The 25329-nt window shown below is 66.6% G+C and carries 19 protein-coding genes, 12 pseudogenes and 1 riboswitch; of the genes and pseudogenes, 23 read left to right on the top strand and 8 right to left on the bottom strand.

Translation table 11 applies throughout. The features are described 5' to 3' along the window. The first annotated feature begins 49 nt into the window (after positions 1 to 49). From trmB to ACTTAG_RS13085, 14 genes and pseudogenes are all read left to right on the top strand, one after another. Positions 50 to 766 (top strand): annotated as a pseudogene (trmB, locus tag ACTTAG_RS13150) (tRNA (guanine(46)-N(7))-methyltransferase TrmB). Between the two features lie 94 nt (positions 767 to 860). Next, a pseudogene (gene aroA / locus ACTTAG_RS13145) lies at positions 861 to 2203 on the top strand (3-phosphoshikimate 1-carboxyvinyltransferase). A 96-nt stretch (positions 2204 to 2299) separates the two neighbouring features. Next, a pseudogene (locus ACTTAG_RS13140) lies at positions 2300 to 2886 on the top strand ((d)CMP kinase). Positions 2887 to 2963: 77 nt separating this feature from the next. Then, positions 2964 to 3596, top strand: coding sequence for an NAD(P)H-dependent oxidoreductase (locus tag ACTTAG_RS13135; protein ID WP_444462703.1), 633 nt, complete (start codon positions 2964 to 2966; stop codon positions 3594 to 3596). 123 nt (positions 3597 to 3719) lie between these two features. After that, complete coding sequence (locus ACTTAG_RS13130) at positions 3720 to 4211, top strand: hypothetical protein (protein WP_444462702.1); 492 nt, start codon at positions 3720 to 3722, stop codon at positions 4209 to 4211. 6 nt (positions 4212 to 4217) lie between these two features. Further along, a complete protein-coding gene (locus tag ACTTAG_RS13125; protein ID WP_444462701.1) occupies positions 4218 to 4724 on the top strand; it encodes a KAP family P-loop NTPase fold protein in 507 nt (168 codons plus the stop codon). 74 nt (positions 4725 to 4798) lie between these two features. Continuing rightward, positions 4799 to 5122: a hypothetical protein gene (locus tag ACTTAG_RS13120; RefSeq protein WP_444462700.1), complete on the top strand. Its 324-nt coding sequence runs from the start codon at positions 4799 to 4801 to the stop codon at positions 5120 to 5122. A gap of 154 nt (positions 5123 to 5276) precedes the next feature. Beyond that, complete coding sequence (gene rpsA, locus ACTTAG_RS13115) at positions 5277 to 6956, top strand: 30S ribosomal protein S1 (RefSeq protein ID WP_444462699.1); 1680 nt, start codon at positions 5277 to 5279, stop codon at positions 6954 to 6956. A 275-nt stretch (positions 6957 to 7231) separates the two neighbouring features. After that, the gene (gene ihfB / locus ACTTAG_RS13110; RefSeq protein WP_110805943.1) at positions 7232 to 7519 is read left to right on the top strand and encodes an integration host factor subunit beta; all 288 of its coding nucleotides are present in this window, start codon (positions 7232 to 7234) and stop codon (positions 7517 to 7519) included. Positions 7520 to 7525: 6 nt separating this feature from the next. Further along, the gene (locus ACTTAG_RS13105; protein WP_444462670.1) at positions 7526 to 7882 is read left to right on the top strand and encodes a lipopolysaccharide assembly protein LapA domain-containing protein; all 357 of its coding nucleotides are present in this window, start codon (positions 7526 to 7528) and stop codon (positions 7880 to 7882) included. A gap of 7 nt (positions 7883 to 7889) precedes the next feature. Beyond that, a pseudogene (locus tag ACTTAG_RS13100) lies at positions 7890 to 8552 on the top strand (phosphoribosylanthranilate isomerase); the annotation flags it as partial. Positions 8553 to 8674: 122 nt separating this feature from the next. Continuing rightward, positions 8675 to 9907 (top strand): tryptophan synthase subunit beta, encoded by a 1233-nt coding sequence (gene trpB, locus ACTTAG_RS13095; RefSeq protein WP_444462698.1) that lies wholly within the window; start codon positions 8675 to 8677, stop codon positions 9905 to 9907. A gap of 418 nt (positions 9908 to 10325) precedes the next feature. Then, entirely contained in the window at positions 10326 to 10820 is a 495-nt protein-coding gene (locus ACTTAG_RS13090; protein WP_444462697.1) for a hypothetical protein, read from the top strand. A 5-nt stretch (positions 10821 to 10825) separates the two neighbouring features. Next, complete coding sequence (locus tag ACTTAG_RS13085) at positions 10826 to 11224, top strand: hypothetical protein (protein ID WP_444462696.1); 399 nt, start codon at positions 10826 to 10828, stop codon at positions 11222 to 11224. 304 nt (positions 11225 to 11528) lie between these two features. On the opposite strand, the gene ACTTAG_RS13080 is transcribed toward ACTTAG_RS13085, so the two are convergent. The 6 genes and pseudogenes from ACTTAG_RS13080 to ACTTAG_RS13055 form a co-directional block, all read right to left on the bottom strand. Next, positions 11529 to 11948: a GbsR/MarR family transcriptional regulator gene (locus ACTTAG_RS13080; RefSeq protein ID WP_444462695.1), complete on the bottom strand. Its 420-nt coding sequence runs from the start codon at positions 11946 to 11948 to the stop codon at positions 11529 to 11531. Between the two features lie 29 nt (positions 11949 to 11977). Then, positions 11978 to 12136: a hypothetical protein gene (locus ACTTAG_RS13075; RefSeq protein ID WP_444462694.1), complete on the bottom strand. Its 159-nt coding sequence runs from the start codon at positions 12134 to 12136 to the stop codon at positions 11978 to 11980. Next, positions 12136 to 12447, bottom strand: a complete 312-nt coding sequence (locus tag ACTTAG_RS13070) for a hypothetical protein (RefSeq protein WP_444462693.1) — start codon at positions 12445 to 12447, stop codon at positions 12136 to 12138. The genes ACTTAG_RS13075 and ACTTAG_RS13070 overlap by 1 nt, the downstream gene beginning before the upstream one ends. Before the next feature lie 150 nt (positions 12448 to 12597). Then, the gene (locus tag ACTTAG_RS13065; RefSeq protein WP_444462692.1) at positions 12598 to 12816 is read right to left on the bottom strand and encodes an aldose epimerase family protein; all 219 of its coding nucleotides are present in this window, start codon (positions 12814 to 12816) and stop codon (positions 12598 to 12600) included. Next, positions 12717 to 12965 (bottom strand): hypothetical protein, encoded by a 249-nt coding sequence (locus ACTTAG_RS13060; protein WP_444465288.1) that lies wholly within the window; start codon positions 12963 to 12965, stop codon positions 12717 to 12719. Before ACTTAG_RS13060 ends, ACTTAG_RS13065 begins: the two co-directional genes overlap by 100 nt. A 54-nt stretch (positions 12966 to 13019) precedes the next feature. Continuing rightward, positions 13020 to 13858, bottom strand: a pseudogene (locus ACTTAG_RS13055) (zinc ABC transporter substrate-binding protein). Positions 13859 to 14059: 201 nt separating this feature from the next. On the opposite strand from ACTTAG_RS13055, the gene ACTTAG_RS13050 reads away from it, so the two are divergent. The 3 genes and pseudogenes from ACTTAG_RS13050 to ACTTAG_RS13040 all read left to right on the top strand — a co-directional run bounded on the left by ACTTAG_RS13050 (position 14060) and on the right by ACTTAG_RS13040 (position 16133). Beyond that, positions 14060 to 14563: a Fur family transcriptional regulator gene (locus tag ACTTAG_RS13050; protein ID WP_444462691.1), complete on the top strand. Its 504-nt coding sequence runs from the start codon at positions 14060 to 14062 to the stop codon at positions 14561 to 14563. Further along, positions 14560 to 15362, top strand: a pseudogene (locus ACTTAG_RS13045) (ATP-binding cassette domain-containing protein). Before ACTTAG_RS13050 ends, ACTTAG_RS13045 begins: the two are co-directional and overlap by 4 nt. Continuing rightward, positions 15355 to 16133 (top strand): annotated as a pseudogene (locus ACTTAG_RS13040) (metal ABC transporter permease). Before ACTTAG_RS13045 ends, ACTTAG_RS13040 begins: the two co-directional pseudogenes overlap by 8 nt. A gap of 160 nt (positions 16134 to 16293) precedes the next feature. Here the strand turns inward: ACTTAG_RS13040 and ACTTAG_RS13035 are convergent. Continuing rightward, positions 16294 to 17240, bottom strand: a pseudogene (locus tag ACTTAG_RS13035) (1-phosphofructokinase family hexose kinase). A 143-nt stretch (positions 17241 to 17383) separates the two neighbouring features. Between ACTTAG_RS13035 and ACTTAG_RS13030 the strand changes: the two are divergent. Continuing rightward, complete coding sequence (locus ACTTAG_RS13030) at positions 17384 to 17593, top strand: hypothetical protein (protein WP_444462665.1); 210 nt, start codon at positions 17384 to 17386, stop codon at positions 17591 to 17593. 13 nt (positions 17594 to 17606) lie between these two features. Beyond that, positions 17607 to 18593, top strand: coding sequence for a DUF6976 family protein (locus ACTTAG_RS13025; protein ID WP_444462690.1), 987 nt, complete (start codon positions 17607 to 17609; stop codon positions 18591 to 18593). A 41-nt stretch (positions 18594 to 18634) separates the two neighbouring features. Here the strand turns inward: ACTTAG_RS13025 and ACTTAG_RS13020 are convergent. Then, positions 18635 to 19037, bottom strand: a pseudogene (locus ACTTAG_RS13020) (metallopeptidase family protein). Positions 19038 to 19175: 138 nt separating this feature from the next. On the opposite strand from ACTTAG_RS13020, the pseudogene gltX reads away from it, so the two are divergent. The 4 genes and pseudogenes from gltX to gcvP all read left to right on the top strand — a co-directional run bounded on the left by gltX (position 19176) and on the right by gcvP (position 25158). Continuing rightward, positions 19176 to 20458: pseudogene (gltX, locus tag ACTTAG_RS13015) on the top strand (glutamate--tRNA ligase). Between the two features lie 163 nt (positions 20459 to 20621). After that, positions 20622 to 20708, top strand: a riboswitch (glycine riboswitch). A 148-nt stretch (positions 20709 to 20856) separates the two neighbouring features. Continuing rightward, positions 20857 to 21951 (top strand): annotated as a pseudogene (gene gcvT / locus ACTTAG_RS13010) (glycine cleavage system aminomethyltransferase GcvT). Between the two features lie 15 nt (positions 21952 to 21966). Beyond that, positions 21967 to 22323: a glycine cleavage system protein GcvH gene (gcvH, locus tag ACTTAG_RS13005; RefSeq protein WP_031323340.1), complete on the top strand. Its 357-nt coding sequence runs from the start codon at positions 21967 to 21969 to the stop codon at positions 22321 to 22323. A gap of 13 nt (positions 22324 to 22336) precedes the next feature. After that, positions 22337 to 25158: pseudogene (gene gcvP / locus ACTTAG_RS13000) on the top strand (aminomethyl-transferring glycine dehydrogenase). The last annotated feature ends 171 nt before the right edge of the window (positions 25159 to 25329 follow it).

Genomic DNA, 25329 nt, shown 5'->3' with positions numbered 1-25329 from the left:
GCTGTGAAAGCCCTTGACCCGGCCCCCTTTGCCCCCTTATGGCGCCGCCATGACCGACACGCCCGACACGCCCCGATCCGACCCGCCCGCCGCCGAATGGCGCAATTTCTATGGCCGCCGCTCGGGCAAGACGATGCGGGCGAGCCAGAAGACCTACCTGTCCGAGGATCTGGCCTCGCTCACCCCCGCGGGCCTCTCGAAAGAGGAAAACCCGGGGCGTGAGACCCTCGACCCCGGCACGATCTTCGGCAATGATGCGCCGCTGTGGCTGGAGATCGGCTTTGGTGGCGGCGAGCATATGGTCCATATGGCGGCGCGCTATCCGGGGGTGAACATCCTCGGCTGCGAGCCCTTCATCAACGGTGTCGCGATGTTGCTCGGCAAGATCCGCACCGCGGGGGTGACCAACGTCGCGATCTGGCCGGGCGACGTGCGCGACGTGATGGAGGTGCTGCCTGAAGGCTGCATCGCCAGGGCCTTCCTGAATTACCCCGACCCCTGGCACAAGCGCCGCCACCACCGCCGCCGCTTCGTGACGCCGGGCTATCTGGGCGCGCTCAACCGCATCCTGGCCCCGGCGCCGAATTCCGCGTCGCCACCGACATCCCGAATTATATGGAGCAGGCGCTGATCGAGGCGCCGAAGGCCGGGTTTGACCTTGTCGCCCATTCCGGCACGCCCTGGGACGACTGGCTCTCGACCCGCTACGAGCAAAGGCGCTCCGCGAAGGCGGGTCCCCGACTACGCCACCTTCCGCAAGCCATAAGCCGCGCAAGGGCGTATTTGCGCCAAGAAAAAGCAGGGGCTTTTCGGTCGGGGCGCGGTGCGCTAACAGGGCCCTGACATTCAGGGAGGCTTTCATGTCCGCTCACGGTTCCCCCATCCGCATGACGTCGCGCAAGGGCGGCCCGCTTTCGGGCGTGGCCGCGGTGCCGGGCGACAAGTCGATCTCGCATCGGGCGCTGATCCTGGGCGCGCTGTCGGTCGGGCGGACCGAGATCACCGGGCTGCTTGAAGGGCAGGACGTGCTGGATACGGCCAAGGCGATGCAGGCCTTTGGCGCGACCGTCACCCGCACCGGCCCGGGCGCCTGGACGGTCGAGGGGGTTGGGGTCGGCGGTTTTGCCGAACCGGCCGAGGTGATCGACTGCGGCAATTCGGGCACCGGCGTGCGGCTGATCATGGGCTGCATGGCGACAAGCCCGATCACCGCGACCTTCACCGGCGATGCGAGCTTGCGCAAGCGGCCGATGGGGCGGGTGACCGATCCGCTGGCGCTGTTCGGGGCGCGGTCTTACGGGCGCGCGGGTGGGCGGCTGCCGATGACCGTCGTGGGCGCCGCCGAGCCGGTGCCGGTCACCTACACGACGCCGATGGCGTCCGCGCAGGTGAAATCGGCGGTGCTGCTGGCGGGGCTCAACGCGCCGGGGCAGACCGTGGTGATCGAAAGACGCCGACCCGCGATCACACCGAACGGATGCTGCGCGGCTTTGGCGCCGAAGTGACGGTCGAGGCCACGCCCGAGGGCAACCGGATCACGCTGCAGGGGCAACCGGAGCTGAAGGCGCAAAAGGTGGCGGTGCCGCGTGACCCGTCCTCGGCGGCCTTCCCGGTCTGCGCGGCGCTGCTGGTGCCGGGCTCGGACATCCTTGTGCCGGGCGTCAGCCAGAACCCGACGCGCAACGGGCTCTTCCTGACCCTGCGCGAGATGGGCGCCGATATCGAATTTCTGAACGAACGCGAGGAGGGGGGCGAACCCGTTGCCGATCTGCGCGTGCGTCACTCCGCGCTCAGCGGCATCGCGGTGCCGCCCGAGCGCGCCGCCGCCCAGATCGACGAATATCCGGTGCTGGCCGCTTTGGCCGCCTGCGCCACCGGCACCACCGTGATGCGCGGCGTGCACGAGTTGCGGGTGAAGGAAAGCGACCGCATCGCGGCGATGGCGCGCGGGCTTGAAGCCTGCGGCGTCCGGGTCGAGGAAGACGAGGACACGCTGATCGTGCATGGGCTTGGCGCCGATGGGGTGCCCGGCGGCGCCACCGTCGCCACCCATATCGACCACCGTATCGCGATGAGCTTTCTGGTGCTCGGCCTTGTCAGCCAAAAGCCGATCGCGGTCGATGACGGCTCGCCGATCGCCACCTCCTTCCCGGTCTTCGAGGATCTGATGCGCGATCTTGGCGCCAGCATCACCCGGGACTGAGGTCGAAAGGGCGTATTTGCACCAAGAAGAAGCCCATGGTTTTTTCTTGGTCCAAATACGCAAATTGCAACGTTGAAGCCCCGTGCGAGGTTCAAGATGATGTTCACCGTGGCCATCGACGGGCCCGCCGCAGCGGGCAAGGGCACGATTTCCCGCGCCGTGGCCGAACGTTTCGGCTTTGCGCATCTGGATACCGGGGCGCTTTATCGCGCCGTGGGCGTCAAGGGCGGCGATCCGGTGGCCGCCGCGCGCGGGCTGACGCCCGAGGATCTGGCGCGGCCCGATCTGCGCACGCTCGAAGCCGGGCAGGCGGCCTCGAAGGTCGCCGTCATCCCCGAGGTGCGGCAGGCGCTTTTGGACTTTCAACGCGACTTTGCCCGGCGCGCGGGCGGTGCGGTGCTGGATGGGCGCGACATCGGCACCGTCATCTGTCCCGCGGCCGAGGTGAAGCTCTTCGTCACCGCCAGCCCCGAGGTGCGGGCGCATCGGCGCTGGCTGGAGGTCGGCGGCGACGAAGCGCAGGTGCTGGCCGAGGTGAAGGAGCGCGACGCCCGCGACATGACCGGGCCGATGCGCCGCTCAAACCCGCCGCGGATACGGTGGTGATCGACACGTCAAGCCTGAGCATCGAGGAAGCGATCGCGGCCGCCTGCGCGGTGGTATCCGAACGGCTGTGCAGATAAGCGCAGAAGCTTTCGTTGCGCCGCGCGGCTGTGCGCATATCTTGGCGCCATACGCTCAACCGCGAAAGGATGCCCCGATGCTGCTTGATACGCTCAACTGGCGCTATGCGACGAAGAAGATGGACCCGGCCAAGGCCGTTTCCGAAGACAAGGTCGAAAAGATCGTGACCGCGGCGCAGATGGCGCCGACCTCCTCGGGGCTGCAGCCCTTTGAAATTCTGGTGATCACCAACAAGGAGCTGCGCGCGAAGATCTCGGCCGCGGCCTTTGGTCAGACCCAGATCGTGGACGGCTCGCATCTGATCGTCTTTGCCGCCTGGGACAATTACACCGCCGAGCGCATCGATGCCGTCGTCGATCTGCATGTTGCCGAACGCGGCATCCCGCGCGAGATGCTGGCGGGCTATTATGACAATCTGAAGGCCAATTACCTTGCCCGCAGCGAAGAGGTGAACGCCGCCCATGCCGCGCATCAGGCCTATATCGCCTTCGGCATCGCGCTGGCGCAGGCGGCCGAGCTTGAGGTTGATGCCACCCCGATGGAGGGGTTCGATCCGGCCGCGGTCGATGAAATCCTGGGCCTGCGGGAAAAGGGGCTGCGGTCGGTCACGCTGATGCCGCTGGGCTACCGCGCCACCGAGGGCGACTGGCTCGCCGGCATGAAGAAGGTGCGCAAGCCGCTGTCGGAGCTGGTGACGCGGATCGACTGATCCGGCCGTCTGACGCCGATTTTCACCCCGTCCGGGTTTCCGGGCGGGGTTTTTGTGTCATCCGCTTTTCTTTCGCTCAACCCTGTGGTGTGGTGCTGCAGGGAAGCTTGAGCGGGGGCGGGCATGACCGAGGCTGACGGCACTCTCTGGAAAGACGATCTGCTGGGCTATTCCGGCATCGCCGAGACCTTCACCCATCTGATCCAGTCGATCGAGTATCGCGAAGACAGCCTTGAGAAGGGCAAGGTGATCTCGATCGAGGCCGGGTTCGGTCAGGGCAAGACCTTCCTGCGCGAGAATTGGGCAAAACACCTGCGCGCGCAGGGCGAGGTGGTGATCGAGATCGACGCCCAGCAATCCGACCATTCCGGCGAGCCGGTGATCACCTTTCTGGGCGCGCTTCTGGCGCAGATGCCGCGCGCGACGAAGGCGAAGGGGCAGGTTGTCAAGGAACAAGGGCTGAAACTTGCCAAGGCGGCAGGTCGGGTCGCGGTGCAGGTGGTGGCGCGCAATGCGATGGAAGAGGTCGTCGATCTGGCTGCCGGATGGGTGGGCAGCAAGGCAGAGGGCGTGAAGGCGCTGGAAGAGTCTGTCTCAGAACTTGGCGAGGGATGACGAAATATGGCGAGCAGCTGGTCCGCACCCAGCTTGCCGCCGAACATGCCCGGGAAAGGAATTGCCGCAGCAGATCGCCACGATCCGCGATGCGCTGACCAAGGGGCGAAGACGAAACGGGTTGTGGTGCTGATCGACGAATTGGACCGCTGCCACCCGGATTACACGATTGCCTTCCTTGAGGCGATGAAGCTGGTGTTCAACGCCGAGGGCTTCGTCTTTTGCCTGTTCGTCAATGCCGATTATCTGGAAAGCCTTGCCCATCACCGCTTCGGCACGAAGGATGCGGGCGAGAGGTATCTGGAGAAGTTCGTCGATATAAGGTTGAAGCTGGAGCCTTCGAAGCAAGACGTGAAAACGGCCACGCGGGCGCTTGCGATGCAACTGCCGCTTGCCATCCCTTTCGGGATGGGCCCGCCTTCTCGGTGCAACATGCCGCAACGCTGGCGGGCGAGATTGCCGCCAGCAGTGATCTTTCCTTTCGTCAGATCAAGCGGGTGTTGGGGAAGGTAGAACTCACGTTGCGGTGTTATCGGGATCGCCCGATTGATTGTTCGTTACTTGTGTTTTTGGCGTTTCAGGCGGTGATGAAAAAAGCAGACGGAACGCGCCGCCTCGACGCAAGCCTTCTCCAGAGAGCGGGTCTAACGCCAGAATTTGCACTCAAGCTCTTGGAGGACATCGAGAGCGATTCTGACGAGCAAGCTAGTCGCGCAATTGCTCAGTGTAACAGCTTTTTTTCGAAGTTTTGCCCGGAATTGCTGCGCCTGCCCAGTGACCGTTTCAAATTCGAAGCGGTAATGTATAGCGGCGCTCCGGGCTGGGAGAGGGTTCTGCATGGCCTTGCCCCCCGTTACATCCCCGACCATCAGGCCATGCTCAAGGCCGTGCATCGGCTGATGGTCCAGTGATCCCCGAAAACCCTTGCCCCGCAGGTGATTCCCGGCTATGGGGGCCACGTCCGAGAGGGGGCAGGCGCAGGTCTGCCCCCTTCGGCATAGGCAACGAAAGACCGGCGGAGCCAACCGCATGGCCAGAAAACCCATATAAAGGAAACTAGACCGCATGTGCGCCAAAGCTAGCATGGAAGAATTCGAAGCCCTGCTGAAGGAAAGCTTCGAGATCGACACCCCCCAGGAAGGGTCTGTCGTCAAGGGCAAGGTCATCGCCATCGAGGCGGGCCAGGCCATCATCGACGTCGGCTACAAGATGGAAGGCCGCGTTGATCTGAAAGAATTCGCGAATCCCGGTGAAGCTCCCTCGATCGCCGTTGGCGACGAGGTCGAAGTTTACCTCGATCGCGTCGAAAACGCCCGTGGCGAAGCCGTCATCTCGCGCGAGAAAGCCCGTCGCGAAGAAGCCTGGGACCGTCTGGAAAAAGCCTATGCCAGCGAAGAGCGCGTCGATGGCGCCATCTTCGGTCGCGTCAAGGGCGGCTTCACCGTCGATCTGGGCGGCGCCGTGGCCTTCCTGCCGGGCTCGCAAGTCGACGTCCGTCCGGTGCGCGATGCCGGCCCGCTCATGGGTCTCAAGCAGCCGTTCCAGATCCTCAAGATGGACCGTCGCCGTGGCAACATCGTCGTGTCGCGTCGCGCCATCCTTGAAGAATCGCGTGCCGAACAGCGCGCCGAAGTCATCGGCAACCTGACCGAAGGTCAGATCGTCGACGGCGTCGTCAAGAACATCACCGAATACGGTGCGTTTGTGGATCTGGGCGGCGTGGACGGCCTGCTCCATGTCACCGACATGGCCTGGCGCCGCGTCAACCACCCGTCGGAGATCCTCACGATCGGCGAGACCGTCAAGGTCCAGGTCGTCAAGATCAACAAGGACACCCACCGCATCAGCCTCGGCATGAAGCAGCTGCTGAACGACCCGTGGGATTCGGTGGAAACCAAATTCGCTCTGGGCTCGGTCCACAAGGGCCGCGTCACCAACATCACCGATTACGGCGCCTTCGTGGAGCTGGAAGCCGGTGTCGAAGGTCTGGTGCACGTCTCGGAAATGTCCTGGACCAAGAAGAACGTCCACCCCGGCAAGATCGTTTCGACCTCGCAGGAAGTCGACGTCATGGTGCTGGAAATCGACACCGCGAAACGTCGCGTTTCGCTCGGCCTCAAGCAATGCCTGCGCAACCCGTGGGAAGCCTTTGCCGATGCCCATCCGGTCGGCAGCGTGATCGAGGGTGAAGTCAAGAACATCACCGAATTCGGTCTGTTCATCGGCCTTGAAAACGACATCGACGGCATGGTCCACCTGTCCGACCTGTCGTGGGAAAAGCGCGGCGAAGAGGCGATCCAGGATTACCGCAAGGGCGACGTCGTCCGCGCGGCGGTCACCGAAGTCGACACCGACAAGGAACGCATCTCGCTCTCGATCAAGGCGCTCGATGCCGACACCTTCTCGGATGCGGTTGATGGCGTGAAACGGGGCTCGGTCATCACCGTGAACGTCACCGCGATCGAAGACGGCGGCATCGAGGTCGAATACAACGGCATGAAGTCCTTCATCCGCCGTTCGGATCTGGCCCGCGACCGTGCCGACCAGCGCCCCGAGCGCTTCCAGGTCGGTGACCACGTCGATGTGCGCGTCGTCAACATCGACAGCAAGACCCGCAAGCTGGGCGTGTCGATCAAGGCGCGCGAAATCGCCGAGGAAAAGGAAGCCGTGGAACAATACGGCTCGTCCGACTCGGGCGCTTCGCTCGGCGACATCCTGGGCGCCGCGCTCAAGAGCCGCGAATAAGTCACCCCGCAAGGGATGCGAAAGGCCCCGCTTCGGCGGGGCCTTTTGTCTTGCGCGATTCGCCGCAGGCGTGTTTTCGGGGCAGGCAAGGGGCTTTCCGCAGGGTAAGCCGATGGGGGACTGCGTCCGAGCGCCGCAGAACCGTCCCGAAAGCGGGGTGGCATGCGATAATTTCCCGCCTTTCCAAGCCATTGCTGTTTGTGTCGCGGCAAATTCCCCCTATAGTCGGTGCAAGAACCAGTCCGGGTCGAGCCGGATGACGGGGGAGATGACGCATGATCCGCTCTGAATTGATCGCCAAGATCGCCGAAGAGAATCCGCATCTGTTTCAGCGCGACGTTGAGAAGATCGTGAACACGATCTTCGACGAGATCATCGAGGCGATGGCCCGCGGTGATCGGGTCGAGCTGCGCGGCTTTGGCGCCTTTTCGGTGAAGAAACGGGACGCTAGAACCGGGCGTAACCCGCGCACCGGCACATCGGTCGCGGTCGATGAAAAACACGTGCCCTTCTTCAAGACCGGCAAGCTTCTGCGCGACCGGCTGAACGGGGTAGAGGAGTAAGACCCGATGTTCCGCGCGATCCGCTACCTGTTCCTGGCCTGCCTCATCCTTGTTCTGGTGACGCTGGCGATGTCCAACCGCGAGGTGGTGACGCTGAGCCTGCTCACCGCCGAGGTCGAGGCCTTTGTCGGCTTCAACCTGCATCTGCCGGTGCCGCTGTTCTTCGTCTTCTTCGGCGGCATGGTGCTGGGGCTGGCGGTGGGCTTCGTGTGGGAATATCTGCGCGAGCATCGTTTCCGCGCGACCGCGCGCAAGGCGACGAAACAGGCGGCCAATCTGGAACGCGAACTGGGCCGTCTGAAGGAAAAGACGCAAGGTCCGAAGGACGAGGTTCTGGCGCTGCTCGACAAGCCGCGCGCCTGAGGGCGCCGTGGTCACCGTCGCCGTCAACCGTGGCCGCCCCGGCGGGGTGCGCTGCAAGATCTGCGGGCTGAGAACACCGGCCGATGTGGAGGCTGCCGCGCAGGCGGGGGCGGGCTACATCGGCCTTGTGTTTTTCCCCCGCTCGCCCCGGCATCTGGAGATCACTGCCGCCCGCGATCTGGCGCTGGCCGCGCCGGTCGGGCTGGCCAAGGTCGGGCTGGTGGTCGATGCCGACGATGCGACCTTGCAGGCGATCACCGATGCGGTGCCGCTCGACATGCTGCAACTTCATGGCAAGGAAAGCCCGCCCGCGTGGCCGAGGTGAAGGCCCGCTTCGGTCTGCCGGTGATGAAGGCCGTGGGCGTGGCCGAGGAAGCCGATCTGGCGGCGATTGCCGATTATGAAGCCGTGGCGGATCAGATCCTTGTCGATGCGAAAGCGCCCAAGGGCGCGGCACTGCCGGGGGGAAATGGTCTGGCTTTCGACTGGCGGCTGATTGCGGGCCGGGTCTGGGCCAAGCCATGGATGCTGGCAGGTGGGCTGACGCCCGAGAATGTGACCGAGGCGGTGCGGCTGACCGGGGCGGCTCAGGTCGATGTGTCTTCGGGGTGGAAACCGCGCCTGGGGTCAGGACGCCGCCCGGATCGCTGCCTTGTCGCGGCGGCGCAGGGGTAGGGTGGGGGTTTCACCCCCACACCCCCGGCGTATTTGTGCCAAGAAAAAACAGGAACTTTACCCCGCGGGGGGGGCGCGCTATCTGCTGGGGGCGCGCGACGGACAAAGGGGATGGCGATGGCGGAAGATCGGCTCAACAGTTTCATGACGGCTCCGGACGAGAGCGGCCGTTTCGGCATTCATGGCGGGCGCTTCGTGTCGGAAACGCTGATGCCGCTGATCCTTGAACTTGAGGCGCAGTATGAGCACGCCAAGACCGACCCGAGCTTCTGGGCCGAGATGGAAGCGCTGTGGAAGCATTACGTCGGCCGTCCCTCGCCCTTGTATTTCGCGCCGCGGATGACCGAGGAGCTGGGCGGGGCGAAGGTCTATCTCAAGCGCGAGGAGCTGAACCACACCGGCGCGCACAAGATCAACAACGTGCTGGGGCAGATCCTGCTCGCCCGGCGGATGGGCAAGACCCGGATCATCGCCGAGACCGGCGCGGGCCAGCATGGCGTGGCGACCGCCACCGTCTGCGCGAAGTTCGGGCTGCAATGCATTGTTTACATGGGCGCGACCGATGTCGAGCGGCAGGCGCCGAACGTATTCCGGATGAAGTTGCTCGGCGCCGAGGTGGTGCCGGTGACTTCTGGCCGCGGCACGCTGAAGGATGCGATGAACGACGCTTTGCGCGACTGGGTGACGAATGTCCGCGACACCTTCTATTGCATCGGCACGGTGGCGGGCCCTGCGCCCTATCCGGCGATGGTGCGCGATTTCCAGTCGATCATCGGCCGCGAAACCCGCTGGCAGCTGGAGGAACAAGAGGGCGCGGGCCGTCTGCCCGACACGATCATCGCCTGTGTGGGCGGGGGCTCGAACGCCATGGGGCTCTTCCATCCGTTCCTGGATGACCCGTCGGTGCGGATCATCGGGGTCGAGGCCGGGGGCCTTGGCGTCGATGACCGGATGCAGCATTGCGCGTCCTTGACCGGCGGGCGGCCCGGCGTTTTGCATGGCAACCGCACTTATCTGCTGCAGGATGCGGACGGGCAGATCCTGGAAGGCCATTCGATCTCGGCGGGCCTCGACTATCCGGGCATCGGGCCGGAGCATTCGTGGCTTCATGACATCAAGCGCGCCGAATATGTGTCGATCACCGATGCCGAGGCGCTGGAGGCGTTCCAGTTCTGCTGCCGCACCGAGGGGATCATTCCGGCGCTGGAAAGCAGTCATGCGCTGGCCCATGTGATGAAACTCGCGCCGACCCTGCCGAAAGAGCACATCATCGTGGTGAACCTCTCGGGCCGCGGCGACAAGGACATCTTCACCGTGGCGAAGCATCTGGGCGTCGAGATGAAAGTCTGAGCGCAGCTATCGCACCGGCGGTTCGGGCAGGGGGCGGGGCCGACCGGGCCACCGCCCCCTGCTTTTGCGCAAAGCCCCGAATTTCGCCCATACACCAAGGTTTATGCGCGAAAATACAGGCCCTCGGGGCGCTGTTTATACCTTTCGCTGAATTGCCTTTCCCGTCGGGGCGGGCGAAGCTCGGCGTGTCATGTCCCCCAGACGTGGCAGGCCTTCCGGGATCGGGCCTTGCCCGCCCGGTCGGCCGCGTTTGAATGACTCGATGCCGAACCTGACCGGGCCGCCACTCACGATGCGATCGGGTCCGTTGTCGAGCCCCTTGAACCGGGTTACTGCACCCGCCACGGCGCGCCCGCGCCTTGGCAGCCTCTTGCGCGCCCGGCCTTTGGTCCGGGCGCGCCCTTTCGGGAGCGAAATCATGCGATCACGCTTGCTGCGCCTTGGTTCTGCCCTGCCGTTGGCGCTGGGGGGCGCGCTTTGGGCCGCGCCCGTGGCCCGGGCCGAAACCCCGGAGGAGATCGTGGCGCAGATGCAGGCCGAGGGCTTCCGGTCGATCGAGGTGTCCACCACCTGGCTGCGCCGCATCCGCATCGTCGGCGAGGGGCAGTCGGGGGCGCGCGAAGTGGTGATCGACCCGCGCAACGGCGAGGTTCTGCGCGATTTCACCGCGCCTGCGACCGCGGGGGGCCGTCCGGGGGCGGCACCGCCGCCGCCGCGGCCCGCGGCGCCGCAGGCCCTGACCGGCCGCATCCCGGCGGCGATCTGCGCCGCGACCCTCCCGGCGGGCCGGGGGCACGCTGGCCCGGGAGGGTCGGGTGGGAATGGTGGCCCGGGCGGGCCAGGGAACGGTGGCCCGGGCGGGCCGGGGGGACGGGAAGGGCCCGGCGGTCCGGCCGGGCCGGGCGGATCCTGACGCCGATGGCCCTGACCGATCCGACCGACCTGCCTGCCCCGAAGTCGCCGCGGCGCCCGCGCTGGCTGACCTTGCGCGTCGCGCTGCTGCCGCTGTTCCTCGTGCAGGCGGTGGCGGCGCTTTTCTTCGTGTCCGACATCGTCTTTGCGCTGCTGGGAATCGAGGTCGCCCCGATCAACTGGAAACTGCGCGAGGCGCTGGAAATCTCGGCCGCGCTGGGGCTGGTGCTGGGGCTGATCTTCGGCGCGCAGGCGCTGCTTTCGGCCCGGCACGAGGCGGAGGTGGCGACCGAGAAATTGCGCCGGGCCTCGACCGCCTTTGCCGAATTGCTGGCCGAGCGTTTCGCGGAATGGCGGCTGACCGCGGCCGAGCGGGAAGTGGCGCTGTTCGCGATCAAGGGCTGACGCTGGCCGAGATTGCCGGGCTGCGCGCCACCTCGGAAGGCACGGTGAAGGCGCAGACCGCCGCGATCTATCGCAAGGCCGGGGTCTCGACGCGCAGCCAACTGGTCAGCATCTTCATCGAGGATCTGATGGACGAGCCCACCGCCCGCTTCACCGAGATCCGTCCGGCCCGGTGCCCGCGCCCGGACGCGCGGCGCAGGCCGGGCGCTGAGGGGCCTATTTCTCGTTGCGGTGTTTCTTCTGGTCTTCTTTTCGACCCGCTCGGCGCCCATCAGCTGCATCAATTCGGTGACATCGCGGCGCATCAGCCGGGAAACCACTGCGCGGCGGCGCCCGCCGTCTCGGCCAGATCCTGCAGCCGGGCATCGTCTTCGGCATGGGCGAGCGCGGTCAGCCGATCGACGAGCGGGGCGATCTCGCGCCGGTGCCGTTCCGCCAGACCGGCGCGCAACAGCGCCCAGGGGTTCGGATCGGCGGTGAAGAAATCGCGCCGCAGCCCGGGCTTGCGGCTGACCTGCACCAGACCGGCCTGACGCAATTCCTTGAGCGCGACCGAGACATTCGAGCGCGACAGCCCAAGCCCCGTCGCCAGATCCTCGGCCGAGGGGGTGTCGGTGGCCCGCCAGATCACGGCCAGGCATTGCCCGGCGGCGCGGCTGAGCCCGAAGGCGCTGGCCAGATCGGCGAAAAGCTGCGTCAGATCCGAGGGGGCAGGCGCGGTCATGGGGCCTGTTCGGTCGCCGGAACGGCGGGTCAGTCGCCGGGGCGGCGGGTCAGGTGCACGGCGCTACGTTGCCGCCAAGCCGTGCCGGGCGCAAGCGTGATCGGCGGGAAATCGGCATGGCGGGGCGCATCGGGCCAGAGCTGCGGCTCCAGCGCCACCCCGGCATGGGCGGCATAGGGTGCGCCCATCAGCCCGGGAAGGGCGCGGAAGTGAGCGCGCGGCCGTCATAGACCTGCAGCCCGGGCGCGTCGCTGTGCAGATCAAGGCTCACGCCCTTTGCGCCCGTCAGCCGCGCGACCGGGCGCACGCCCTGCCCGAGAGGCAGAAATTGTGATCGACCGGGGCAGGTCGGGCAGCGGGCGGGGTGCCGCAGATCCAGGTTCAGCGTCTCGACCGGCACCGGGGCCAGCGGCAGGTTTTCGGCATCGGTGGGCAGGATCTGATCCGCCGCGACCGAGAGGCTGTGCCCGCCGTCGTCGCCGTGCCGTCGAGGTTCCAATAGGGTGATGGGCCAGGTTCATCAGCGTCAGTGCATCGGTTTCGGCCGTCAGCGTGATCTCCAGCGTCGCCGGGGCGCCAGCCGATAGGTGGCGCGGATCCCCGGTTGCCGGGCAGCCCGCCGCGCCATGCGCCAGATCAAGGCGCAGCGTCACGGCTTCGGCGCGGACCGCTTCGATCTGCCAGACCCGCTGCGAAATCCCTCGGCGCCCGAATGCAGCAGGTTCGCGCCGTCATTGGGCTGGGCTTGCCAAAGGCGCCCGTCGAGCGTCACCTGCGCCCGCCACAGCCGGTTTGCCACCGGCCCGACCACCGCGCCGCACCAATGCAGGCGCTGTTCGTAAGCCGAGAGCAGGTCCGAGCCCAGCACCAGCGGCCGGGCGTGCCCGCCAGCCGCAGATCCTGCAGCGTCGCCCCGAAGGTCAGGACGCGCGCGGTCAGCTCGCCCGCGCGCAGCGTGATCGCCTCGACCGTCTGGCCGGCGGCGGTGGTGCCGAAACGGCGGATGTCGGATGTCATGGGGCCTCCCGCTTTCGCGATACTCCAGCACGGAAGGCCCGGAAGAACAAGGGATTACGGCGCGAGACAGTCGCGCATCGCCTGGCCAAGGCCCTTCAGCACCGCGTCGTAAAGCCCGGGCCCATAGGGCAGGGTCGAGCCCTCGGGGTCAAGCGCCGCGCCGCGTTTCACCGGCGTTCCTCCAGCAGCATCGCGACCTGTTTCGGGTCGTGGTTCGCCCGGGAAGGCGCAGACGACGCCCTTGGCACTCAGGCTGTCGCGCAGATCGCGCAGATGCGCGGCGCCCGGATCGGCCGCATCGCCCATCGAGACCGAGCCCGCCGAGGTCAGCCCGTAATGGGCGGTGAAATAGCCATAGGCATCGTGGAAGGTGACGAAGGGGCGGCCCTTCAGCGGCGCCAGATCCGCCATCAGCTGCGCATCCAGCGTTGCGAGCCGCAGCCGCGCCTGCGCCGCATTCGCAATATAGGTCGCGCCATGTTCGGGTCGCGCCGCGCCAGTTCCGAGCCGATCAGCGTCAGCCATGTCCCGGCATTCACCGGCGACAGCCAGGCATGCGGGTCAAGCCCTTCGTGGTGGTGGTCTTCGCCCTCTTCCGCGTGGTCGTGCGCGTCGTGATCGTGGTCTTCATGGGCGTGGTCATGGTCATGGCCGCCGACATGCGGCTTGCCGCCGAAATCCTGCAGCAGCGTTCCGGGCGCATCGAGCAGCGCCAAAGCCTTGCCCGGACCCTGCAGCCCGTCGATCGCCCGATCCAGCCAGGGCGTCATCTCGGGGCCGATCCAGAGCACCAGATCGGCCTCTTGCAGCGCCGCGGCCTGGCTGGGTTTCAGCTGATAGGAATGCGCATTCCCCTGTTCGAGCAGCACCGAAGGGCTGCCCAGATCGCCCATCACCTGCGCGACAAGCGATTGCACCGGCGGGATGTCGGTCACCACCTTGGGCACCTCGGCGAGTGAAGGGCTGGCAAGGGCGGACAAAAGCAGGGCGGTCAGGGCGGGGCGTTTCATGGGGGTCCTCGGCAAGGCTTGCGGGTCGGGAAGCGGTTCTCTATGTTATGAGATAACAAGTCAAGCAAAATGTGATAGAGTAACATGAGCGGCAAGACCGATCCCGGCTGCGCCTTTGCGCATCATGACCACGCCCATTGCGCGGACGACACCTTGGCGCGGGCCGAGGCGGAAGCCGCACGGCGGGGGCTGCGCTTCACCCCGGTGCGCAAGCGGGTGCTGCAGATCCTGCTCGAAGCCCATCGGGCGATGGGCGCCTATGAGGTGCTCGACCGGCTCTCGGCCGAGGGGTTCGGCAACCAGCCGCCGGTGGCCTATCGGGCGCTGGAATTCTTGGTCGAGGCGGGTCTGGCGCATCGGGTGCAGGGGCTCAATGCCTTTGCCGCCTGCATGCATCCGGGCGAGGTTCATGCGCCGGTGTTCCTGATCTGCCGCGACTGCGATGCGGTGGCCGAGGCGCAGGCGGCGCCGGTGCGGGCGGCTTTGGATCAGGTCGCGGGCGGGCTTGGCTTTGCCATCGAGCGCGCCAGTTTCGAGGCGGTGGGCCTGTGCCCCGCCTGCCGCGCCCGGGCCGGGGTGGCGAAATGATCCCCTTGATTACGGCGGAAAATCTTTCGGTGCGGCATGGCGAGGCGGTGGTGCTGACGGGGGGTCGATTTCACCCTGGCCCCGGGCGAGATCGTCACCGTCGTGGGGCCGAACGGCTCGGGGAAATCGACGCTGATCCGGGCGCTGATCGGGCTGGAACCGGCGGCGACGGGGGCGGGTCATGCGCGCGCCCGGGCTGCGCATCGGCTATGTGCCGCAAAAGCTGCATATCGACGCGGGCTTGCCGATGACGGTGCGCCGCTTCCTGTCTTTGCCCAAACGCGTCAGCGATGCTGCGGCCGCGGCGGTGCTGGCCCGGGTTGGCGTGCCGGGGCTGGCGCGGCGCTGGCGCGGCTCGGGCGGGCAGTTCCAGCGCGTGCTGCTGGCCCGCGCGCTCTTGGGCGATCCGCAGGTGCTGATCCTGACGAGCCGACGCAGGGCTCGATCAGCCCGGCACGGCGGCCTTTACCGGCTGATCGCCGAGGTCCGGGCCGAGACCGGCGCCGCGGTGCTGATGGTCAGCCACGATCTGCATGTGGTCATGGCGGCCCGGACCGGGTCGTCTGCCTCAACGGCCATGTCTGCTGCGCGGGCACGCCCAAGGTGGTCTCGGCCGCGCCGGAATATCGCGCGCTCTTCGGTTTGGGCACCGGCGGGCCTCGCGCTTTATCGCCATGTGCATGACCATGATCATGAACATGACGAGGGCCACGGCCACGACCCCGCCGCGCCGCACCGGGCGCATCCGCACGCGCACGGGACGCATGTGCATGGACCGGAGTGCCGTCACGATGCTTGACGATTTCCTGACCCGCGCGGCTTTGGGGGCGTCGGGCTGACGCTGGCGACGGGGCCCTTGGGCGCGTTCGTGATCTGGCGCCGCATGGCCTATTTCGGCGATGCCACGGCCCATGCCGCCATCCTGGTGGCGCTGGCCTATGGCTTTGGCGTGTCGGTCTATGCGGGCACGCTCGCCGTGGCGCTGGCAATGGCGCTGACGGTGGCCAGCCTGTCCGGGCGCGGCCATGCGATGGACACTGTTCTGGGGGCTCGCCCATTCGGCGCTGGCTTTCGGGCTGGTCGCGGCCTCGTTCCTGTCCGGGCTGCGGGTCGATCTGTCGGCCTTTCTTTTCGGCGACATCCTGGCCGTCAGCCGCACCGATCTGGCGGTGATCTGGGGCGGTTCGGCGCTGGTGGCGGCGGTGCTGGCCTGGCGCTGGCAGGGACTGCTGACGGCGACGGTGAACGAGGAACTGGCGCAGGCCCGGGGCTTGATCCGCGGCGCGAACGGCTGGTGCTGGTGCTGGCGCTGGCGCTGACGGTGGCGGTGGCGATCAAGATCGTCGGCGCGCTGCTGATCGCGGCGCTGCTGATCGTGCCCGCGGCCGCGGCCCGGCAACTGGCGCGCGGCCCCGAGGCGATGGCGCTCGGCGCCACCGCGATCGGCGCTCTGGCGGTTCTGGGCGGGTTGCAGGCCTCGCTGGCCTTCGACACGCCCGCCGGTCCCTCGATCGTCGCGGTGGCGGCGGGGATCTTTGCGCTGACGCTGATGGTGCGGCGCAGGGGCTGACCGGGGCAGGGGGCGCCCTCTTTGGCTGCGCCAAAATTCACCCCCCGGGATATTTGCGCCAAGGTGAAAGGGCAAACGGCTCTGCTTTCACCTTGGGGAAAATATCCCGGGGGGGGCGCAGCCGGGGGGCAGAGCCCCCCTCTCCCCTGGTTTTGGGGGCTCAGATCGTTTCGAGCGACGAGGCGCGCAAGAGCCGTTTCACATCGGCGCGCGTGCACAGATCGGTGGCGGGCGTCATCACCGCCGCTGCCGCCGCCGCCGCGCCCCAGCGCAGCGCCCGGGCAGGCTCAGGCCGCGGCCAAGGCTGAGGGTGAAGGCGGCCACGAAACTGTCGCCCGCGCCGACCTTCGACACCACCCTGTCGGGCACGGCCTGCGCCACCCAGCGCTCGGACTCGGTCGCGAGCACATTGCCATCGGCTCCGCGGGCCACGACGACCGCGCGGGCGATGCCGCGCCGGACCAGGTCCTGCGCGAAATCGGCGCTGTCGGCGCGGTCGGGCAGGGCGCGGCCCGCCAGTTCCTCGGCTTCAAGATCATCCATCCGCAGCACGTCGACGGGTTTTGCCCCGGCGGTGAGCAGCTGGTGCAGCGCCTTGCCCGAGGTGTCCAGAAAGAACCGCGCCCGGGTGCGGGCGATCTTCGTGGCCAGCCGCGCCGGAAAATCGTCGGGCACGCCCGGCGGCTGGCTGCCCGAGAGCACGACGATGCCGTTTTCCGGCGCCGCTTTCGCGATCCGGTCGAGCACCTTCGTCACGTCGCTTGCGGACCAGGTCGGGCCGGGCATGACGAAGCGGTATTGTTCGCCCGTCGTCGCATCGGTGACGGTCAGGCTTTGGCGCGTTTCGCCGGGCGCGGGGAAGGGGGCGAGGCCGATCCCCTGCTCGGCCAGCAGATGCATGACCTTGTCGCCCATGGGCCCGCCCAGCGCCACGAAAGCGGTGGAATGCCCGCCCAAGGCCGAGATCGCCCGGCTGACATTCAGCCCGCCGCCGCCCGGATCGGTCTCGGGGCGGGTGCAGCGCAGCTTGCGTTCGGGGGCGACCTGATCGGCGTGGATCGAAAGATCGACGGTGGGATTCAGGGTGACGGTCAGAATGGCAGTCATGCCGGGCCTTTCTTGCGGCCCGCGCGGGCCGGTTTCGGGTCTTTGGCGCTAACATTGCAGGTTCGCGCGCGGGGGGGAAGGGCGGAAACCGGTCTTTAACGCATTGGTGGTGTGATCCGCGTCACATCCTGAGGAGGAGAAACATGATTCCGGATCTGTCCGACCCGCGCTGGAAGCGGGTCCTTACCAGCAATTCCGATCTCTCGTCGGCCTCGCTGGCCACGCGCATCCTGATCTCGCGGCTGCGTCGCGAAGTGGCAGACGCGCCGGCGGCCCTGGCCGGAAAAGTCGGGGAATTGCGGGACTTTGTGGCGAAGAACCCCTTTGCCCTGGCCGATGCGGCGAAATTCTGAACGGAGACGACCGATGAAGAACGAAATGCTCACGGTCGCGGAAGCGGCCAAACGGATCGAAGCGGGCGACGTGATGGCGATCGCGGGCGACGATCGCTTCTGGCGCAGCTGCGCGCGGGCCTGGATCGGTGGCACCACCGTCTATTTCGTCACCGAAGACGGCGGCGCGGTGGTGCGCGACAAGCTTTTCTGCACCACCTTCCCCAAGGCCAGTGGCGCCACGCCGCGCCATCTGTGGGTGGACGAGCTGCCCCGCATCGCCGAGGGCTACAAGCCCGGTGGCGTGACCATGATCATGATCCCGGCCTTTTCCGTCGCGCATTCGCAATTCGCGGTGGACGGGCAGACCTGGCCGGGCCTGTTCGATCAGCCGCTGGCGGGCTGGATCACCGGCGTGCATCTGGATGACATCGGCAAGAAGGCGCCCAAGGTCTTTGACGGTGCCACCGGCAAGGGCCATGACGAAGGCGCGGTGCTTTTGCATGTCGCCCTGCCCGAGGGGGTGTCGGTCGATCTCGACATTCTCAACATCTTCGCGCAGGGCAATGATGCGAAACTGACCTTCACCTTCGCCGAGGGCGGATTTGCGGCGAAGACCGCGACGGTGAACGGGGCCGAGGTCGATCTGGCCCGCTACATCACCGACAACGGCCTTGATACCCGGCTGCCGCTGGTGGCGAATTACGCGGGCGCGCTGGTCAATGTCTCGATCCAGTCGGTCGATGTCGCGGCGGGCGAGGTGAAATTCTATGCGCCGGTCGTGGCCGGGGTGGAATATCGCATGGCGAATGCGCTGGGCTCCTATGCCCAGGCCTTTGCGCAGGGCGCGGGCGCGGCGGGCTCTGGGCAGTATTCGTGCAACTGCATCCTGAACTACCTTTACGGCGAGCTGGAAGGCCAGCGCACCGGCGGCTTCACCGGCCCGGTCACCTTCGGCGAAATCGCCTATATCCTGCTCAACCAGACGCTGGTGCGGATGGAGATCACCGACGCCGCCTGAGAATGCGGACAGGGCGGGGCGGTCCGGCAGGGCTGCCCCGGTCACTCCCACCAGCGGTCGATGCGGGCGATATCGTCATCCGACCAGCCGAAATGATGCGCCAGCTCGTGCACGAAGACATGCGCGACAAGTCTATCCAGCGCGACATCGCCCCGCCCGACCCATTCATCGAGGATCGGACGGCGGAAGAGCCAAATCACATCCGGCCCGCTGGGGTCGAAGACCGATTTTTCGGTCAGCGGCACGCCCTCGTAAAGCCCGGTCAGCTCGAACGGGTCCTCGATCCCCATCTCGTCAAGCACCGCCTCGGCGGCGAAATCCTCCACCCGCAGCACGACGGCGGCGGCGGGGCGCGGAACGCCCGGGCAGGGTGGCGCGGGCGGCTTCGGCCATCGCTTCGATTTCGGCAAGGCTCGGCGCCTCGCGGCCTTTCCAGAGGGTCATGGTCACGGCTCCTTCATCCCTGCGGGGCAGGCTTTCCTTGCCAGATATGGACAAAAGCTCCAGCCTGTGAAAGAGCAGACCGTCAACAGGAGAGCCCGATGACCGTCGTTACCCGCTTCGCCCTCGCCGACCGGCTATATCCATGTCGGCAACCTGCGCACCGCGCTGATGAACTACCTTGTCGCCCGCAAGGCCGGCGGCACCTTCATCCTGCGCATCGACGATACCGACCAGGAACGCTCGAAGCAGGAATATGTGGATGCGCTGAAGGCGGATCTGGAATGGCTCGGCCTGACCTGGGACCGCGAGGAACGCCAGTCGCTGCGCTTTGACCGCTACGAGGCGGCGGCGGAAAGCCTGCGCGGGGTGGGGCGGTTTTACGAATGCTTCGAAAGCCCGACCGAGCTTGACCTGAAGCGCAAGAAATTGCTGAACATGCACAAGCCCCCGGTCTATGACCGCGCGGCGCTGAAGCTGTCGGCCGAGGACAAGGCCCGGCTGCGCGAGGAGGGCCGCGACGGCTACTGGCGCTTCCTGCTGAACCAGACCCGGATCGAATGGCACGATGGCATCATCGGCGACATTTCGATCGACGCGGCCTCGGTCTCGGACCCGGTCCTGATCAAGGCCGACGGGCAGGTGCTGTATACCTTTGCGTCGTCCGTCGACGATATCCAGATGGGCGTGACCCATATCGTGCGCGGCGCCGACCATGTGACGAACACCGCGACGCAGATCCAGATCATGGAGGCGCTGGGCGGCACGCCGCCGAGCTTCGCGCACCATTCGCTCCTGACCGGCGCCAAGGGCGAGGAGTTGTCGAAGCGGCTTGGCACGCTGTCGATCCGCGATCTGCGGGCGAATGGCATCGCCCCCGAGGCGCTGCTGTCGCTGATGGCGCGGCTTGGGTCCAGCCAGCCGGTCGAGCTGCGGATGAGCCTGGACGAGATCGCCGAGGGCTTCGATCTGAGCCAGTTCGGGGCGGCGCCGACGAAATTCGACCCGAGGATCTGATCCGCTGACGCGCGCGCAACCAGCATCTGCCCTTTGAAAAGGTCGAGGACGAGATCCGCAAGCTGGGCATTCCGCCGCATCTGGCGCGGGATTTCTGGGCGGTGGCCTCGAAGAACATCGACAAGCTCTCGGACCTTGCCCATTGGGCCGAGCTGGTGATCGAAGGCGCCGAGGCGGTGATTGACCCGGAAGATGCCGAATTCGTCGCGGTGGCGCTGGCGCTTTTGCCCGACATGCCCTTTGCCAAGGACAGCTGGGCGAGCTGGACCGCGGCGGTGAAAGAGGCCACCGGGCGCAAGGGCAAGGGGCTCTTCATGCCGCTCAGGAAGGCGCTGACGGGGCAGGCGCATGGGCCGGAGATGGCGGACCTCATGCCGCTGATGCAGAAGGTGCGCGCCAAGGTCTGAGCGGAGGGGCTCTGCCCCGCACCCCGGATATTTGTGGCAAGATGAAAACGGGGCCGGTTTTCCGGCCCTTTTGCTGTCCGGGCGAGAGGGTGTCGGATTTTCTCGAAAGCGTCGGATTTGTTTTTCCTCTTGCCAGAGTGTCGCAGGACGGGCTAGATCAGGGGCGTCAGGATCGGGAGACACTGCAAGGTCAGGGCCGAAGGAGCAACCGCCCCGGTAAACTCTCAGGCAAAAGGACCGTTCTGACGAAGAACTCTGGAGAGTGACCCCGCCCGGGACGTTCGGGAAGGTCCGCCGAAGGGATAACGATCTCAGGCGCCGACAGGCAGGGACAGGGGGGGCATCGAGCGGGCGAAAGCCCAGGGATTCGGTGCCGGGTTTCCGGCTTGGGGGATGCGATGGCCGGGGATACGGGCTTGAAGCGCACGGCGCTTTTCAATCTGCATGGGGAATTGGGGGCGAAGATGGTCCCCTTTGCGGGCTGGGACATGCCCGTGCAATATCCGATGGGGGTGCTGAAAGAGCATCTGCACACCCGCGCCGCCGCCGGGCTGTTCGACGTGGGGCAGGTGATCCTGCCCGCGGGCGCCGTTGCGGCGCTCGAGGCGTTGGTGCCGGTCGATATTGCGGGGCTGGGGCTCAATCGGCAGCGCTATGCGGTGTTCACCAATGCCGCGGGCGGATTCTGGACGATCTGATGGTGGCGAACCGCGGCGATCACCTGTTTCTGGTCGTCAATGCCGCGATGGCCGAGGCCGACATCGCCCATCTGCGCGCCCATGTGCCCGGTGTGACCGTGGTCGAGGGCCGCGGCCTGCTGGCGCTGCAAGGCCCGCTGGCGGAAACCGCTTTGGCGCGGCTGGTCCCCGGCGTTGCCGCGATGCGCTTCATGGAGACCGCGACGTTCCTGTGGGAGGGGGCCGATCTGTGGGTGTCCCGCTCTGGCTACACCGGCGAGGATGGCTTTGAAATTTCCGTGCCCGAAAGCGTGATCGAGGGCTTTGCCCGCGCGCTTCTGGCGATGCCCGAGGTGGCGCCCATTGGCCTTGGCGCGCGCGATAGCCTGCGGCTTGAAGCCGGGATGCCGCTTTACGGCCATGACATCGACACCGAAACCACGCCGGTCGAGGCGGGTCTGACCTGGCGATCCAGAAGGCCCGTCGCACGGCGGCGCGCGAAGGCGGGTTCCCGGTGCCGCGCGCATTCTGCGTGAATTGACCGAAGGCGCCCCCCGCAAACGCATGGGCCTGCGCCCCGAGGGTCGGGCGCCGATGCGCGAAGGCGTTGACATCTATGCCGAAGCCGAGGGTGGCGAAGCCATTGGCCGGGTCACCTCGGGCGGTTTTGGCCCCTCGGTCGATGCGCCCGTCGCGATGGCCTATCTGCCCGCGGATCTGGCCCCCGGCGCCACCGTTTACGGCGAGGTCCGCGGCAAGCGCCTGCCCGCCCGCGTTACCGACCTGCCTTTCCACCCCACCAGCTACAAGCGATAGGAGCACCCGATGGCGATCCGTTACACCCCCGAACACGAATGGCTGCGCGTCGAGGGCGACCTTGTCGTCGTCGGCATCACCGAACATGCCAGCGAACAGCTGGGCGATGTCGTCTTTGTCGAACTGCCCGAGGTCGGCCGCAAGGTCGAAAAGGGCGACGAGGTCTCGGTGATTGAATCGGTCAAGGCCGCCTCCGACATTCTGGCGCCGCTTGCGGGCGAGATTGTCGAAGTGAACGAAGCCCTGCCCGACACTCCGGCGCTGGTCAATGAAAAGCCGATGGAGGCCTGGTTCTTCAAGATGAAGGTCGCCGATCTGGCCGCGGTCGAGGACTACATGTCCGCGGGCGCCTATGAGGATTTCATCGGATAAATCGAGCAAGATCATGAGCTTCACCCCCACCGATTACGACCCTTACGATTTCGCCAACCGCCGCCACATCGGGCCGAGCCCGTCCGAGATGGCGGAGATGCTCAAGGTGGTGGGGGTGCCGACCCTCGACGCGCTGATCGACGAGACGGTGCCGCAGGCGATCCGGCAGGCCAAGCCGCTGTCCTGGCCGCCGATGACCGAGCACGAGCTGCACGACAAGCTGCGCGAGGTGCAAAAGAAGAATGCCGTGATGACCTCGCTCATTGGGCAGGGCTATTACGGCACCGCGACGCCGCCCGCGATCCAGCGCAACGTGCTGGAAAACCCGGCCTGGTATACCGCCTACACGCCCTATCAGCCGGAAATCGCGCAGGGCCGGCTGGAGGCTTTGCTGAACTATCAGACCATGGTCGCCGATCTGACCGGGCTGCCGGTGGCGAATGCCAGCCTGCTTGATGAATCGACCGCCGCGGCCGAGGCGATGATGATGGCCGAACGCGCGGCCAAGTCGAAGGCGCGGGCGTTCTTTGTCGATCTCAACCTGCATCCGCAGACGGTGGCGGTGCTGGAAACCCGGGCCGCGCCGTTCGGCATCGAGATCGTCAAGGGCCAGCCCGACGAGCTGGTGCCCGATGCGGTCTTTGGGGCGATTTTCCAATATCCGGGCACCTATGGCCATGTCCGCGACTTCACCGATTACATCGCGATGCTGCATGAAGCGGGGCGATTGCGGTGGTGGCGACGGATCTTCTGGCGCTTTGCCTGCTCAAGGAACCGGGGCCATGGGCGCCGATATTGCGGTGGGGTCCGCGCAGCGCTTTGGCGTGCCGATGGGCTTTGGCGGCCCGCATGCGGCCTTCATGTCCTGCCGCGACAGTCTGAAACGCACGATGCCGGGGCGGATCGTCGGCGTGTCGATCGACGCGCGGGGCAACAAGGCCTATCGGCTGTCGCTGCAAACGCGCGAGCAGCATATCCGGCGCGAAAAGGCGACTTCGAACGTCTGCACGGCGCAGGCGCTTTTGGCCGTGATCGCCAGTTTCTATGCGGTTTTCCACGGGCCGAAGGGGCTGCGCGCGATTGCCGAACGGGTGCATCTGAACGCGGTCCGCGTGCGCGATGCGCTGGTCGCCGCCGGGGCGGATGTGGCGCCGCAGGCGTTTTTCGACACGATCACCGTGCGGGTGGGCGTGGGGCAGCAGGGCATCATGGCCGCCGCGCGTCAGCACGGGATCAACCTGCGCAAGGTGGGCGAGGGGCGCGTCGGCATCTCGATTGACGAGCTGACCGATGAAGACGTGCTGGTGCGGCTTCTGGACAGTTTCGGCATCAAGACCGTGCCGCCGATGGGGCAAGCCCTTGGCTTCCCGGCGGAAATGCTGGGAAACCGACTATCTTACGCATCCGGTCTTTCAGATGAACCGCGCCGAGTCGGAAATGATGCGCTATATGCGGCGGCTGTCGGACCGCGATCTGGCGCTCGACCGGGCGATGATCCCGCTCGGCTCCTGCACGATGAAGCTGAATGCCGCGGCGGAAATGGCGCCGCTGACCTGGCATCGCTACAACTCGCTGCACCCGTTCGTTCCGGCCGATCAGGCGGGCGGCTATGCCGAGATGATCGCGGATCTGACGGCGAAGCTGTGCGAGATCACCGGCTATGACGCGTTTTCGATGCAGCCCAATTCCGGCGCGCAGGGCGAATATGCCGGGCTGATGACGATTGCCGCCTATCACCGGGCGCGGGGAGAGGGCAACGCGATATCTGCCTGATCCCGGTCTCGGCGCATGGCACCAACCCGGCCTCGGCGGCGATGGCGGGGATGAAGGTCGTGGTGGTGAAATCGGCGCCGAATGGTGACGTCGATCTGGAAGATTTCGCCGACAAGGCGGCGCAGGCGGGGGATCGGCTCGCGGCCTGCATGATCACTTACCCCTCGACCCATGGGGTGTTCGAGGAAACGGTGAAGGAGATCTGCGCGATCACCCATCGCTTTGGCGGGCAGGTCTATATGGACGGCGCGAACATGAATGCGCTCGTGGGGCTGGTGAAGCCGGGCGAATGCGGCTCGGACGTGAGCCACCTCAACCTGCACAAGACCTTTGCGATTCCGCATGGCGGCGGCGGGCCGGGCATGGGGCCGATCGGCGTCAAGGCGCATCTGGCGCCCTATCTGCCCGGCCATGTGGAGACCGACGGGCGCGAGGGGCGGTCTCGGCTGCGCCCTATGGATCGGCGTCGATCCTTTGATTTCATGGGCCTATTGTCTGATGATGGGGGCGAGGGGCTGGCGCAGGCGACGCGGGTGGCGATCCTCAATGCCAACTACATCGCGGCGCGGCTGAAGGCCGACTATCCGATCCTCTTCATGGGCAACCGCGGCCGGGTGGCGCATGAATGCATCCTTGACACCCGCCCCTTTGCCGAAGTGGGTGTGACCGTGGATGACATCGCCAAGCGTCTAATCGACAACGGTTTCCATGCGCCGACGATGTCTTGCCGGTGGCCGGGACGCTGATGGTCGAGCCGACGGAAAGCGAGACCAAGGCCGAGATCGACCGCTTCATCACCGCGATGCTGGCGATCCGCGAAGAGGTCCGCGACGTGGCCGAGGGCCGGATCGCCGCCGAGGACAGCCTCCATCACGCGCCCCATACGGTCGAGGATCTGGTGGCCGGGTGGGACCGGAAATACAGCCGCGAGCAGGGCTGTTTCCGCCGGGCGCCTTCCGGGTGGACAAGTATTGGCCGCCGGTGGGGCGGGTCGACAACGTCTATGGCGACCGCAATCTGGTCTGCACCTGCCCGCCGGTGGAGGCTTGGGCGGCGGAGTAAAACGAGCGGTTCGGGCGGAAAAGGAAAGGCACTGCCTTTCCCCGCCCGTAGCGAAACGGCTTTAACAAGACCGCTTGCCCCAAGCGCAACAGAGGCCGGCGACCGTCCCGGCGCGAAGCGCCCGCCATGGGCGGCGGGCGCTGGCCGGCGGCCTTTGGGCCGCGGCCTGAC

The organism is Rhodobacter capsulatus, from assembly GCF_052363185.1.
Lineage (GTDB): Bacteria > Pseudomonadota > Alphaproteobacteria > Rhodobacterales > Rhodobacteraceae > Rhodobacter > Rhodobacter capsulatus_E.
Note: the sequence above shows the minus strand (reverse complement) of the source record. Positions and strands in the feature narration are given on the sequence as shown.

Excerpts from the sequence above, each read along its gene's own strand:
- ACTTAG_RS13135 (WP_444462703.1), top strand. The coding sequence starts at position 2,964 with ATGCTGCTTGATACGCTCAACTGGCGCTATGCGACGAAGAAGATGGAC.
- ACTTAG_RS13130 (WP_444462702.1), top strand. The coding sequence starts at position 3,720 with ATGACCGAGGCTGACGGCACTCTCTGGAAAGACGATCTGCTGGGCTAT.
- ACTTAG_RS13125 (WP_444462701.1), top strand. The coding sequence starts at position 4,218 with ATGGCGAGCAGCTGGTCCGCACCCAGCTTGCCGCCGAACATGCCCGGG.
- ACTTAG_RS13120 (WP_444462700.1), top strand. The coding sequence starts at position 4,799 with ATGAAAAAAGCAGACGGAACGCGCCGCCTCGACGCAAGCCTTCTCCAG.
- rpsA (WP_444462699.1), top strand. The coding sequence starts at position 5,277 with ATGTGCGCCAAAGCTAGCATGGAAGAATTCGAAGCCCTGCTGAAGGAA.
- ihfB (WP_110805943.1), top strand. The coding sequence starts at position 7,232 with ATGATCCGCTCTGAATTGATCGCCAAGATCGCCGAAGAGAATCCGCAT.
- ACTTAG_RS13105 (WP_444462670.1), top strand. The coding sequence starts at position 7,526 with ATGTTCCGCGCGATCCGCTACCTGTTCCTGGCCTGCCTCATCCTTGTT.
- trpB (WP_444462698.1), top strand. The coding sequence starts at position 8,675 with ATGGCGGAAGATCGGCTCAACAGTTTCATGACGGCTCCGGACGAGAGC.
- ACTTAG_RS13090 (WP_444462697.1), top strand. The coding sequence starts at position 10,326 with ATGCGATCACGCTTGCTGCGCCTTGGTTCTGCCCTGCCGTTGGCGCTG.
- ACTTAG_RS13085 (WP_444462696.1), top strand. The coding sequence starts at position 10,826 with ATGGCCCTGACCGATCCGACCGACCTGCCTGCCCCGAAGTCGCCGCGG.
- ACTTAG_RS13080 (WP_444462695.1), bottom strand. The coding sequence starts at position 11,948 with ATGACCGCGCCTGCCCCCTCGGATCTGACGCAGCTTTTCGCCGATCTG.
- ACTTAG_RS13075 (WP_444462694.1), bottom strand. The coding sequence starts at position 12,136 with ATGGGCGCACCCTATGCCGCCCATGCCGGGGTGGCGCTGGAGCCGCAG.
- ACTTAG_RS13060 (WP_444465288.1), bottom strand. The coding sequence starts at position 12,965 with ATGACATCCGACATCCGCCGTTTCGGCACCACCGCCGCCGGCCAGACG.
- ACTTAG_RS13050 (WP_444462691.1), top strand. The coding sequence starts at position 14,060 with ATGAGCGGCAAGACCGATCCCGGCTGCGCCTTTGCGCATCATGACCAC.
- ACTTAG_RS13030 (WP_444462665.1), top strand. The coding sequence starts at position 17,384 with ATGATTCCGGATCTGTCCGACCCGCGCTGGAAGCGGGTCCTTACCAGC.
- ACTTAG_RS13025 (WP_444462690.1), top strand. The coding sequence starts at position 17,607 with ATGAAGAACGAAATGCTCACGGTCGCGGAAGCGGCCAAACGGATCGAA.